General features: G+C 52.1%; 9 protein-coding genes. 4 read left to right on the top strand and 5 right to left on the bottom strand.

Annotated features, from left to right (window positions below; translation table 11 throughout):
• Positions 1-84: 84 nt before the first annotated feature.
• A complete protein-coding gene (locus NST23_RS14835; RefSeq protein WP_122966518.1) occupies positions 85-1,017 on the bottom strand; it encodes a response regulator in 933 nt (310 codons plus the stop codon).
• Positions 995-2,323 (bottom strand): sensor histidine kinase, encoded by a 1,329-nt coding sequence (locus tag NST23_RS14840; RefSeq protein WP_122966410.1) that lies wholly within the window; start codon positions 2,321-2,323, stop codon positions 995-997. The genes NST23_RS14835 and NST23_RS14840 overlap by 23 nt, the downstream gene beginning before the upstream one ends.
• A 298-nt stretch (positions 2,324-2,621) precedes the next feature.
• Here NST23_RS14840 and NST23_RS14845 point away from each other — a divergent pair, with 298 nt between their 5' ends.
• Both NST23_RS14845 and NST23_RS14850 read left to right on the top strand, forming a co-directional pair.
• The gene (locus tag NST23_RS14845; protein WP_340965190.1) at positions 2,622-3,566 is read left to right on the top strand and encodes a glutaminase; all 945 of its coding nucleotides are present in this window, start codon (positions 2,622-2,624) and stop codon (positions 3,564-3,566) included.
• Between the two features lie 26 nt (positions 3,567-3,592).
• Positions 3,593-5,020 (top strand): alanine/glycine:cation symporter family protein, encoded by a 1,428-nt coding sequence (locus tag NST23_RS14850; RefSeq protein ID WP_122966408.1) that lies wholly within the window; start codon positions 3,593-3,595, stop codon positions 5,018-5,020.
• Between the two features lie 232 nt (positions 5,021-5,252).
• On the opposite strand, the gene NST23_RS14855 is transcribed toward NST23_RS14850, so the two are convergent.
• From NST23_RS14855 to gnd, 3 genes are all read right to left on the bottom strand, one after another.
• Entirely contained in the window at positions 5,253-7,844 is a 2,592-nt protein-coding gene (locus tag NST23_RS14855) for a metallophosphoesterase (RefSeq protein ID WP_340964012.1), read from the bottom strand.
• A gap of 3 nt (positions 7,845-7,847) precedes the next feature.
• Positions 7,848-9,113 carry a class I SAM-dependent methyltransferase gene (locus NST23_RS14860; RefSeq protein WP_242771243.1) on the bottom strand — a complete coding sequence of 422 codons (1,266 nt, stop codon included), beginning with the start codon at positions 9,111-9,113 and terminating at the stop codon, positions 7,848-7,850.
• A 200-nt stretch (positions 9,114-9,313) separates the two neighbouring features.
• The gene (gnd, locus tag NST23_RS14865) at positions 9,314-10,210 is read right to left on the bottom strand and encodes a phosphogluconate dehydrogenase (NAD(+)-dependent, decarboxylating) (protein ID WP_173599805.1); all 897 of its coding nucleotides are present in this window, start codon (positions 10,208-10,210) and stop codon (positions 9,314-9,316) included.
• Positions 10,211-10,456: 246 nt separating this feature from the next.
• Here gnd and NST23_RS14870 point away from each other — a divergent pair, with 246 nt between their 5' ends.
• Positions 10,457-11,326, top strand: coding sequence for a MurR/RpiR family transcriptional regulator (locus NST23_RS14870; protein ID WP_122966404.1), 870 nt, complete (start codon positions 10,457-10,459; stop codon positions 11,324-11,326).
• A 280-nt stretch (positions 11,327-11,606) separates the two neighbouring features.
• Positions 11,607-13,148 (top strand): gluconokinase, encoded by a 1,542-nt coding sequence (gene gntK / locus NST23_RS14875; RefSeq protein WP_122966403.1) that lies wholly within the window; start codon positions 11,607-11,609, stop codon positions 13,146-13,148.
• Positions 13,149-13,168: the final 20 nt, after the last annotated feature.

Genomic DNA, 13,168 nt, shown 5'->3' on the forward strand with positions numbered 1-13,168 from the left:
CCTGATCGAGTGGTCAGGGCTTTTTGCGTGACATGTCACGGCAAGTACGGCTTCTTGTGCCGTCGCTTTGCGTCTTTACGCTTGCTATGCTTCTGCCTGGATTCGTTTGGCTTCGGCATAAAGAACTTGAATAAATTTTTTCATGTTGATGCGAATGTCCGAAGCAGTGGCCGTTTTATTTTTCAGCTCGGCCATTTTTTTCCACACAAACGTAAAATCGAAAAACTGGGAAGCGTAATTTTCAAATTTCCAGTTCGACAGATCGGACAAGCCTAGCGATGCCAAATGATTCAAGGACTGATAGATCGCTCTTCTGACCCGCTGCTCGGACGCTTTGACGACTTTCATGACTTGTGTTTCATCCGCGGCAGTTCCCAGTCTGGCTTGGGCAACCGCGACAAAAATTTCTTTGAGCGCTGGAAAGCCGCTTTTCAGCGTATGCTTCTGCTCCCATTCGTTCAAGTAGTCGAGAATGTCAAGCAAATCGTTGCTGCCGTTCTCTCCGGCAATCCCCAGCTCGGACAAAAGGAATTGCCCCGCCTCGCGCAACTGTTTGCCGCTTTTGCTCGCCCGGTTCTGGCTGCCAAGCCCTTGATCCAGTTGCAAGACCGAATGCAGCGATTTTTGGATATCCTGAATCGATTTTTCCAGCCGGATTTTTTCGATGACTTTTTGCAATATCGTCACCACTTCGATCCGGTTGACTGGCTTAATAATGTAGTATTCGCTGCCGAGCGAGTAAGCCTGGGCGATCAAATCTTTTGACTCCATCTGCGAGATCATCACGATCTTGCCTTTGAAGACAGGCCGAATTTGGCGAATCGTTTCAATCCCGTCGCGCTCGGGCATGAGCAGATCAATCAGGACGATGTCGACATGTTTCATCGTCAGCATATGACCGTCAACGAGCGCTCCGTCCTCGGCCTCGCCGACCACTTCCCCCAAGTTCTCATCCTCGATAATTTCTGTCAGCATCAGGCGCACAGCTTCATCGTCATCGATTAAGTAAAAGTGCATCGTCTCCCTCTTTCTCCCTCACAAGATTGATCGGCAAGCGGATGACAAATTCCGTTCCTTTTCCCGCCGCGCCGTCTCCGACAACCAGCTCTCCTTGCAGCTCGTCCACCATCTCTTTTACATAAGAAAGACCGATTCCCGTAGAAGGTGCTCCTTTGTCGTCGTATTTGGTCGTGAATCCAGGCTTGAACAGGAGCTTTTTGCGCCTGGGCGGAACACCCGGGCCGTCGTCGGCAATTTTGATCTCGACAAACTCTTTGTCCCGGTTCACCTGGATCAAGATGCTCCCCGTCTTCTGGATCGCCTCGACGGCATTGGCGACGATGTTGTTGATCAACGACATCAAGGTAAACACGTGATAGGGCGGGTGTTCTCCAGAAATCAGGCAAGTAAACTCGATGTTTTTCCCGAGCAGGCTCGCGTACTTCCGCTGGGAGCGCACGATGATGTCTGCCAACTGATGAATATCCATAAAATCCGTCCGATTTTCGTGGGTAATCAGTTTTTGCAGCCCGGCAAAAATTCGCTGGTTGTCTTTTTTGATTTCATGCACTTCTCCTGCAATAATCAGCGCCTGTCGCGCAAACGAGTCGACGGAAGCTTGTTCAAGCCCGTCTTTTTGCGCTTGCAGGCGCTGGTACAGCTCGAACGACTTGACCGTGATGTTCTCCGCATTTTGCAGCGTCTTTTTCAGATGAATCGACTCTTCGTACAGATTGGAAATGAGCATCAGCATATGCTCGTGCTGCGCGCGGGTCTGTTTTTCCCGGGCTTGCGTCTCGTACAGTCGGATCATATTCAGAAAGCTGAGCACGACGAAGCTGTGCGAGAGCGCAATCACGAACATCTCTTGCAGCGAACTCCAGGTCACGACGATGTGAAACAGCACATACTGCGATAGCAGCTCGACCAGATCGGCTACGACCTCAATGACCATCCCGATTCCGCCGATGATCAATGTCCGCTCGCGGAACCGCTCCATTCGGATCACATAAAAAAGCAGCGAATACGAAAAGTAGAAAAAAAAGCTCGAATAGTGCTCTTGCATCGAAGCAGCCAAATGAAACGGGCTGTGCGTGTACGAGTCGAGCAGCAAGCGAAAGCCGACGACAGACAGTCCGGTCAAAAACCCGGGCAACACCGCCGGAAGCCGCTGGAACAAAAGCAAGAAGAAGAAAAAGGTCGGCGCGCCGAAGCTGATCCGAAACGTCTCGTTGACCGGATAAAATTTCAGTTCGCCTGCCAGCGGAACCGTGATCAGCATGAGTGCCAGGATGTAGCCATCCTTTTTTAATGGGGAATGCATGCGCCACTTCCCCCTCCCTGTTGGATTGCTGTAGGGTTTGTCACTTTTTTCCCCTTACTATTCTTATCCATAAAACACGTAAACGACAAGTATAGAAAAAATATTTATATAAATGCGTGAAAGCTTTTGTTGGTTTTTGTTTGATTTTGTAGGTTGGTTTTAAAGTGTTCAATATACGATTTTTGCGTGGCGTGGAAGCGCTTTCGCTCCTTGACAAACAGGCTTACAGTACAGGATTTGGGGGGAACGGGGTTTGTTTCAAACAGCAACATCGACAAACAAATGGGAAGCACAGCAGGTGACAGAACATCTGCAACGGTGGGTCGCCTACCATCGCGAGCAAGCTTCAGAGGGTGCATGCGCCAGTTACATTCCCGCTTTGCGGCGAGCAGACCCGACACAGCTCGGCATTTGCATGGTCGGCCCTTCCGGAAACAAAGTGACGGCTGGTGACTGGGAAGTTCCTTTCACCATGCAGAGCATTTCCAAGGTCGTCAGCTTTATCGCAGCTTGCTGTCACCACGGCATGACTTACGTGCTCGATCGCGTGGACGTGGAGCCGACGGGAGATGCGTTCAACTCGATTATCCGTCTGGAGATGCACAAGCCAGGCAAGCCGTTCAACCCGATGATCAATGCGGGCGCCATTACCGTCTCCTCGCTTTTGCCAGGAAGTACGCCGGAACAAAAACTGCACTATTTATACGCAATTTTCCAAAAGATTACAGATTCGGCTCCTGTCATTAACGAGGAAGTGTTCGTCTCGGAGTGGATGCATTCACACCGAAACCGTGCGCTGGCGCATTACCTGAAAGACACAGGGTATCTGGATTGCGAAGTCGAGGAAGCGCTGGAAGTGTATTTAAAACAGTGCTCCATTCAGGTCAATACGGAGCAGATCGCGCTGATCGGCCTGGTTTTGGCGCTGGACGGCTATCACCCGTTGCGCGGCGAGCAAGTTTTGCCCAAAGAAGTCGTGCGCTTGGCAAAAGCGTTGATGCTCACTTGCGGCATGTACGACGCTTCCGGCAAATTTGCTGCCTATGTGGGACTTCCGGCCAAAAGCGGCGTGTCTGGCGGAATTATGACACTCGTTCCTCCCAACCTGAGATCACAATCCCCTTTTCCCGGCGGCTGCGGCATCGGCATTTTTGGCCCGGCCATCGACTCATGCGGAAACAGCGTGGCAGGTGTATCCCTGTTGAAGCAGATCGTGCATGAGTGGGATATCAGCATTTTTTAATCCATCTATCCAATCGAGGTGACAACATGCAACAATTTCTGTTAGATGTAACAGCGTCCATCAACGATTTTTTCTGGTCTTATGTTCTGATCGTCATGCTGGTTGTGCTCGGTCTGTTCTTCTCGTTCAAAGGCCGTTTCCTGCAAGTCCGCATGATCAAAGACATGCTCCAAGCGATTCGCGAAGGGAAAAAAGGGTCTGCCGACAGCATCTCTCCTTTCCAAGCTTTCTGTATCAGTATGGCCGCGCGTGTCGGTACCGGAAACATTACGGGAATCGCCATCGCTGTAGCGCTCGGTGGTCCTGGCGCGGTTTTCTGGATGTGGGTCATTGCGATCATCGGTTCTGCCTCTGCCTTCGTGGAAAGCACGCTGGCGCAAGTGTATAAAATCAAAGACAAAGACGGTTTCCGCGGCGGTCCTGCCTACTACATGGAAAAAGGACTGAACAAGCGGTGGATGGGTGCCCTGTTTGCGGTATTGATCACCTTGTCTTTCGGTCTGGTGTTCAACGCGGTGCAGTCCAACACGATTACGCTCGCTTTTGAAAACTCGTTCGGAACAGATCGGCTGACGATCGGCCTGATCATGACCATCGCCTTTGCTGCGATCATTTTCGGCGGAGTGAAGCGCATCGCGAAAATGTCCGAGTATATCGTCATCGTTCTTGCGATTTTGTACATTGGCGTTGCCCTGTTTATCGTCATGATGAACATTACGAAAATGCCGGAAATGATTGCCCTGATTGTGAAAAGTGCCTTTGGCCTGGAGCAGGTTGCTGGCGGTACGCTGGGAGCTGCGCTCATGCACGGGGTCAAACGCGGTTTGTTCTCCAACGAAGCAGGTATGGGTAGCGCACCGAACGCCGCAGCTACGGCTACGACGAGCCACCCTGTCAAGCAAGGTCTGATTCAGGCGTTCGGCGTTCTGACAGACACGCTGATCATTTGCACAAGCACGGCTTTCATCATCTTGCTTTCCGGCGCGTACAAGCAGTCCGATCTGAGCGGCATCGAGCTTTCCCAAGCGGCTCTGTCCATCCACCTCGGCGATTGGGCGTCGGCTACTCTCGCTGTCATGGTCTTCCTGTTCGCTTTCAGTACGTTGATCGGGAACTACTACTACGGTGAAACGAACATCGAGTTTTTGAAAACGAGCAAATTGTGGCTCATGCTCTATCGTGTCAGCGTATTGGCAATGGTTTTGTTCGGAGCGGTCGCCAAAGTGCAACTCGTTTGGGACTTGGCTGACTTGTTCATGGGGCTGATGGTCGTGGTCAACCTGATTGCGATTTTCATGCTCTCCAAAGTCGCCTTTGCCGCCTTGCGCGATTATCAGGAACAGAAAAAAGCAGGCAAAGACCCTGTGTTCTACAAAGACAGCATCCCTGGTCTGGAAAATGCGGACGCATGGGAAGCCGCTCCTGTTGCTAAGAAAAACGAGCACGCGAGCTAACCACTTTTCCGTTTTCCACTAACAAAAAGAAGCCTGATCATGTGACAGGCTTCTTTTTCATGTGTCCGGCTCTTTCTCGTTCAAGCTTTGTATCCGCTCAGGCAAATCCACCAAACGGGGACAACCAACTCTCCCTCTGATTCGTCCGCATGCCATGTCGTTGCCACAAAATGAGGCGCCGCTCCTTCGTTGCTCGAAGGCGGACTTGCTTCTTTTCGTATGCGCCCTCCCCCTACAGACGAGGGTCGATCTCTTTTTCCTGCGCGACTTCAAACAGCATCGTCGCCACGGTTTGCTGGTACGCTTTGTTCTCTGGTGAAATATCCGCCAGCTTGACGCGCAGCATGCTTTGGCCCAGCTCGTGCTCTTTTTGGGCGGTGCGCAGTTTTTGCCCGATGTGCTTCTGTTTCACCAACTTGCGATATTTGTGCGGGAAACGGTAATCGTAGCCGTAAATGATCGACAAATATTCGGGATTTCGCACCTTCATCGCCGGAACTGTCTTGCCGTTCGGCAGTTCGGGCTTGATGACGATCCCTTCCATTTGCTGCTCCAGTGTCGTCGTTTGGAAAAAACGGGCGGCTTGTTCATACGCCCTGTCTGCGTCGTCCAGATCAATCACGGCGCACGCATCTTCACTGACAAAGCGGTACCACTCAGAAGTTCGGCCATCGGGAAGCCGCTCTTCTCCGTTGGCATCAATCAGCTTGAGCACAGCAAACGGCTTGAAGGCAAGCTCGCCAGACTCTCCGTACAGGACAAGCTGCTTTTCATAAGTCGCATAGGCAGCCAGGTGCTGATCGAGCGGAACCAAGCTGTCTTTGATTTCGCGGACGTGCTTGTAGTTTTGGTACAACGTCGGGCCGTACTGGGCTGCCAACGCGTTTTTCGGGAGATGAAACTGTTCTTTTGCAAATCCGCTGGCGTCGTATTCCCCGATCAGCTTGTGGAGCGCCTGTTCAAAACCGTGCTCCTGCAAGTAAGTCAGCTCGCTTTGCAGAGCGGCACCGATCGGTTTGAACTGCTTTTCGATCAGCCCTTCACCGATTGCCCTCCATGGCAGCAATTCGCCGTCAAGCAGCAGCATCTCTACCTGATTTTCTTCCATATACGCTGCGAATTTGGCAAGCAACTGTTCATAAATCGGGGTTAAATCCACCTGCTTGATCTTGTAGCCGTTGCGGCTGACCGCGAAGCAATGCTCCATCGTCCGATGCAAATACACATTGCAGCGCGAGCCCATGTATTTAGGCTGAAGCACCACTTCTTTTACCCCGCGCTCGGCAAAATAGCGCAGTCCCGCTTGCAGCGACTCCAGCTCGCCTGTCGCTTCGTCCTTGTCTGCCGGGGGCATCGTCCCGGAAATGAAATTGATTTTATGTTGCAGGCAGTAATCAAGTCGACGAACTTCTTCGCTGGCAAGCTCGGCAAGTGACACCTCCCGCTTCGCCTGGAACAAGGTCGGCAATGCTTCGGTAATCGCCGCATGTGTGGAGCGCTCTGTTTTGTACTGCGGTCTGTGTGTGATCATGACGGAGGTCAGCGCATTTCCGTGCACGCATCCCGTGTCGAGATGAATTTTGTTTTTCAAACGAAACGCCTGCTTCGCCGCTACGTGTCCGAACAAGTGATACGGGTGGTTGCTCACCGCTTCTTCGGCCAAAAAGGTCAGTTGTTGTTCGAGCGCATCCGTCCGGTCAATCCGGATGTTGCGCTGATTGCGAGCGGCAATCGTGTCGAGCTTGCCGATGTATTTGTTTGCGCATGGCGCATGTGTCACGTAATAGGACGGACCTGTAAGCGACTGGACGCGGTAAAACGGCTGCGAAATCGCGTACAACTGGTTGAACTTTTCGTGCAATCGCGGATCGGCGCGCAATACGGCGACAGAGTCGAAGTACGTCTCCAACAACGTCGGCTCCACGCCCTTGATTTTTCCTTGCAAAAAGTGGTAAACAAAATGCTCGTGATTGCCCAGCACGAACAGAAAATGCTCCTGATTGTCGTACAAAAATTCGATGATCTCGCGAGTTTGCTTGCCTTTATCAATCCAGTCGCCAGCGAGTATCACCTGCGTGTCGCGGACTTTGTCTGTCGGAACAAGCCGATTGTCCTCCAGCTCGTATCCGTAGGCGACAAGCAGCCTTTTCAGTTCTTGGACACACTCATGCACATCGCCAACGATGATGTACTTTTTGTCTGGGGCAAGAATCGTAGCCAAATAGTCTGCCTTGTTTTCGATGTGCACCTCATAGGAAGTCGCGCCATTTGTCCCGTGCTCTGCCGCAGCAAAATCTTTGGCCCGGATTCGGTGTATTTTGGCGTACCCTTCTTTGGACAAGGCGCGCAGCACTTCTTTTTTCAGCCGCAGGATGTGGCTCGAAATCAGCTTTTTCGACCGCTCGGAGGCGTAATAATCCTCGCGCTTGTGGTAATCGAATAAGATGACTTCCACGTTGTAATGATTTTCCTTCGCGATCTCCCGGACACGCGCGCGAAAATCTTCGGCCAGGCCCGTCGTGTCGACGACCACGAAAGGCGCGTTAATCGGGAAAGACGTGACCAGCCGCAGCTTTTCGAACAGGAGGCGAAACGCTTGTTCACTCGCTTCCAGCATGACCTGATCGTACTTGTCGTACGCATACCCGAGCAGTTCCTGGCGCAATTGATCCGAAGAGATGTACGCCACATTGGCTTGCAGCCGTTTCCCCGCATCCGCGATTCCAAGCTGCGGGATCAGCACTTGCTGGGCAAACGTCGTCTTCCCGCATTCGGTCGGGCCGACGAGCATGAAAATCGTATGGACGTTCGTCGATATACGCATCGGTTACGCCCTCCTTTTTCTGAGAATGACACCTTGTGTCGTCGGCATTCCGTTGACCTGATCGCCGATTTTGACAAACTCGCCCTCGACACCAGCCTTTTGCATGATCTCGTTCATCCACGTCTGGAAAGCTTGCTCGCCCATCTCCCATTTGTGGTCGTCGTGCCGCAAACCGGACAATTCGTAGTATGGATTGAAATCCGCATTCGGTGTCGTGATGATAAAGCTCGCGAAATCGACCTCGCGGCAAAGCTGCAAAATCAATGCTCTCGCCTCTTTCGTGCTCATGTGCTCGATCACTTCGGTCAAGATGATGTCGACCTGCTCGCCATTGTATTCGAGCAAAAACGAATCGACGGAAGGAAACAGGACGATATTGTCGACCTCTTTCGCCACGGCTTTCCGGTTGACCAGTTCCAGCCGCTCTTCGTCAATATCGACCGCGTAATAGCAATGCGCCAGCTTCCCGGCAAAAGCAAGGGCGTAAAATCCTTCGCCGCAGCCGACATCCAAAATCGGGCGCGAAAAGGGCAGCTGTCCCGCAATAAAGTTTCTGCGCTGCATGCCCGTGCTGCCATACTCCAGATGCATCTCGTAACGATCCGTCTGTTCGAGAGCAGCCTTGTATTTGCGATAATGCTCCCGCTTGGGCAAAAAGTTTCGCGAGAACAGGCTGCGAATATAGAAAGGCGCGTCCATCGCCTGGATGCTCTTGCTGTATTTGTCGAGCAAGCTGTCGGAAATATCGAGGTGCTCTTTGCCGAACGTCGCCAAAAACAGGCAGAGCACGCTGGTCACTTGCAGCAGGTCGTGCAAGCTTTTTTGCGTCCGAATGGTCAACGCGTAGCTTTTGTCGGCCCTGTGCTCGATTTCGAAGGAAAAGTCTTTGACGTGATTTTGAAAAAAGGCAATGTAGCGCACCAGCTCGATATGAACCATGTTGATGAAAAAAGTATGCGTGTAGCCTGCAACGTCCCGTTCATCCCGCGATTTCAACGGTGCCGAAAAGTATTCGCCAATCGCATGAAGCGGAAACAAAGGCGTGTTATAGCGCGACAGGTTCAAGTATTCAAAATGCTCGTGTTCATACTGTTTATAGGATATTTCGTTGTCGGCATCTTTAAAATAAACGTGGTAGCGGGAAGCATCCGAGTACCACCCGTAGGCGATTCCTTTGCGCACCGACCGCAGCGATAGTCCGGTCGCCGGATTTTTTTTGATCAGAAACGAAAAATCCGGATTGGTGGATTGCAATGATACGATAGCCATCTGTTCTCTCTCCTTCCAGCCAAGCTTGCTTTGTTGTATTTCCATCTTCTTCTATTTGGCTGGACGTGAACAGGGCAGAAGTATTACGATTCACCTTTCCTTTTAGCGATAGGCACAAAAAAAGAACCTGCTTGCACAGGTTCTTGCGTCGTTATTTCTTCGTCAAGGCGTTGACGACATCGTCATCCTTTTTGGTGCTGTTATTTCTTTTCTACCGCATGTCCGCCAAATTCGTTGCGCAGCGCAGCGACAACTTTGCCGTGGAAGGCATCCTCGTCCAGCGAGCGATAGCGCATGAGCAGCGACATCGCGATCACAGGAGTGGCTGCTTGCAGGTCGAGCGCCGTTTCCAGCGTCCATTTTCCTTCGCCGGAAGAGTGCATGACGCCGCGAATGTCATCGAGCTTGGCGTCTTTGCGGAAGGCGCGCTCCGTCAAGTCCATCAGCCAGCCGCGGATGACAGAGCCGTTCGCCCACACGCGGGCCACTTCGGCGAAATCGTAGTTGTACTGGCTTTTTTCCAGCACCTCGAAGCCTTCCCCGATCGCTTGCATCATTCCGTACTCGATCCCGTTGTGAATCATTTTCAAAAAGTGACCGCTGCCCGCATCGCCCGTGTACAAGTAGCCCTTGTCCACGTTGATGTCGCGAATCATCGGTTCGATGTGGGCGAACGCTTCCCGATCCCCGCCGATCATCATACATGCCCCGTGGCGAGCGCCTTCCATTCCGCCGCTTGTGCCTGCATCGAGAAAATGAATGCCATTGGCTTTCAACCGTTCGTAGCGCTCTACAGATTGCTTGTAATGCGAGTTACCGCCGTCGATGACGATATCGCCGGGAGCGAGAATCATAGACAGCTGATCAACCAGCTGGTCGACAATCTCCCCTGCCGGAACCATCAGCCAGATGACGCGCGGCGTGTCCAGCTTCGCTACCGCATCCTCGACAGAAGCAGCCGGAATCGCTCCTTCGCGGCTCAGTTCTTCCGCACGGCTTTTATCTACGTCGTAAGCGACAACCTCATGTTGATGAGAAAGCAAATTGAGTGTCAGATTGTACCCCATTTTACCTAGACCGAGAATCGCAAGTTTCATTCGCGTACGTCACTCCTTTTGGGATGAACTCTGTTAGTTTGTATTATAAGACAAAAATTTTCATCTTTCATCAGAAATGAAGAAAATTTTTTTGAAACTAGGAAACGACCGTCTGTTTCTCCTATACTAGCAAGTAGGAAATCATTGCATTTGCCCTGCACGAGCCTTTTTGGCAATATCTTTTGCTGAAATATAGATGGCATTCCAGTACGATTCAATTCAATTCAATTCAGGAGGTCGCATTTCATGCCAGATACAACGTCACACACGCCTGTCAGTGTGCTTGCGCAGCTGCGCGCCATTTACACACAGTTAAGCGGCAAAGAACAGCAGATTGCCGATTACATTTTGCAGCATGCCAATCAAATCGTTCATTTCTCCATTACCGAGCTGGCCGATCAGTGCCAGTGCGCGGACGCGACGGTCTTTCGGCTTTGTCGGCGGCTCGGTTTTCGCGGGTACCAGGCGTTTAAAATCGCGCTGGCCAGCGAAGTGACCAATCCAAAGCAAACGATCTACCAGGAGATCAATCTGGATGACGACGACATCGGCGCGATTGCCGAAAAAATTTTCACCGCGAATCTGGAAACATTGCGGGACACCCTGCAAATCATCAACAAGGATGAGCTGCTCAAAATCGTCTCCTGCCTGGAAAAAGCGACTCGTATTGAATTTTACGGCTCTGGCGGCTCGGCTGCGATCGCCCAAGACGCCTACCACAAATTCATGCGGACAGGCATTCCCTGTATTCATCACTCGGATGCCCACTATCAGGTCATGTCCGCTTCGCTGCTGACGGAAGGCGCGGTAGCCGTAGGTTTCTCCCACTCCGGCTCCAACAAAGATATTTTGGCAGCCCTGCGCGTAGCCAAGGAGCGCGGCGCCAAAACGATTGGCATTACGAGCTACGGCAAGTCTCCCCTCGTCCGTCTCGCTGACATGTGCTTATACACGACTTCGCGGGAAACCGTTTTTCGCACGGAAGCTTTGTCTTCCCGCCTCGCCCAGCTCAGCCTGATCGATTTGCTGTACGTGGCGGTTTCCTTGCGCAGACAGGACGATACGATCTCCAACATTCAGCATATCCGAGAAGCTATCTCGCTCAAACGCCTGTGATCAGGCGTTTTTCTTTTTCCCTCCCAAACCATCAAACGGCTATTTTTGGTAATACTATCGATGTGAATATGAAAAATGAAATAATTTTTTTCTTTTATATTAACAAATGAAAAAAATTTCGCTATATTCTCGTTATCAACACGCCACTCGGTTGAAAGCGTATACAAATGATCGTGACTGTTTCCATTCTCTTCGGAGCCAAAAGAACAGGCGGCAAGCGGTCCGATCTTACTTTTAGGAAAACATCGAGACGTTTTTCGCGAAAAAAGGGTGAAAGCACATGAAGCAAAGCTACTTTATCGGTCTTGATATCGGGACAACCAGTACGAAAGCGATTGTCTTCACAGCATCTGGAGCCGTTCGCGGGACTGGCAATATCGACTATCCCCTGCTGGTGCCGAAAGCATCGTGGGCTGAGCAAGACCCGGAAACGATCTTCGCCGCTGTCGTTGCCGCATTGAAACAGGCGATTGAACAAGCGGACATCGGGCAGAACGAAATCGGCGGCATCGGCTTCTCCACCGCGATGCACAGCCTGATTGCCGTAGATGCGCACGGAAATCCCCTGACGAACAGCATCATCTGGGCGGATAACCGCAGCGCGGCACAGGCAGAGCGGCTCAAGGAGGAAGGTGTCGGCCATTCGATCTACCTGGCGACCGGAACGCCGATCCACCCCATGTCGCCGCTTCCCAAAATCATGTGGCTCAAAGAGAATCAGCCCGATATTTCCCAGAAGACAGCGAAGTACATTTCCATCAAGGAATATGTGATCTATCGACTGTTCGGTCAGTACGTGGTTGATTACTCCATCGCTTCGGCTACGGGACTGTTCAACTTGCGCAAACTGGACTGGGACGACGACGCGCTGCAGGTTGCCGGCATCACGAAGCAACACCTGAGCGAGCCAGTGCCGACTACCCATATCCTGCGGGGAATGAAGGTACGCTATGCGGAAGAGATCGGGCTTGATCCCGACACGCCTTTTGTGGTCGGAGCAAGTGATGGCGTGCTGGCCAATCTCGGCATCGGTGCCATCGACAACGGTCAGGTAGCCATTACGATCGGGACGAGCGGAGCTGTTCGGACAGTCGTGCCCGAGCCGATCACCGATCCGAAAGGCCGCACGTTCTGCTACTTGCTGACGGAGAATCATTGGGTCATCGGCGGCCCGTCCAACAATGGCGGGATCATGCTCCGCTGGTTCCGCGACGAGTTCAGCTGGCCGGAAGTCGAAAAGGCGAAGCAGCTGGGCGTCGATCCTTACGACGTCATGATTCAGGCGGCTGAGCATGTACGCCCCGGCGCAGATGGGTTGCTGTTCCTCCCCTTCTTGTCCGGCGAACGCGCGCCCTACTGGAATGCGCAGGCGAGAGGTTCTTTTTTCGGCATCGGCCTGCACCACAAACGGGAGCATTTCATCCGCGCCGTCCTCGAAGGCATTTTGTTCAGCGTATACAGCATTGGCATCGCGCTCCGCGATCTGGCTGGCGGCGCCAAGGAAATTCGCGCATCCGGCGGCTTCGCCCGTTCCAAGGAATGGCGGCAAATCATGTCCGATATGTTCGGCTACGAGGTGCTGATTCCTGAGAGTCACGAAAGCTCCAGCTTTGGCGCCGCCCTTTTAGCGATGCACGCGCTTGGAGCATTGGACAATTTGCATGATGTGAAAAAGATGATTCACATTTCGCACAGGCATGAGCCGGACCTGGAGCGATCCAGCATGTATCTGGAGTTGTTTTACATTTACGAGCGCGTTTACTACAACCTCCTGGAGGAGTACAAGCTAATCGCCAAGTTCCAAAAACAGTTGAACAACTAGACACATCAAACGGAGGGTTC

This window comes from Brevibacillus sp. FSL K6-0770 (genome assembly GCF_038000275.1).
Taxonomy (GTDB): Bacteria; Bacillota; Bacilli; order Brevibacillales; family Brevibacillaceae; genus Brevibacillus; species Brevibacillus parabrevis.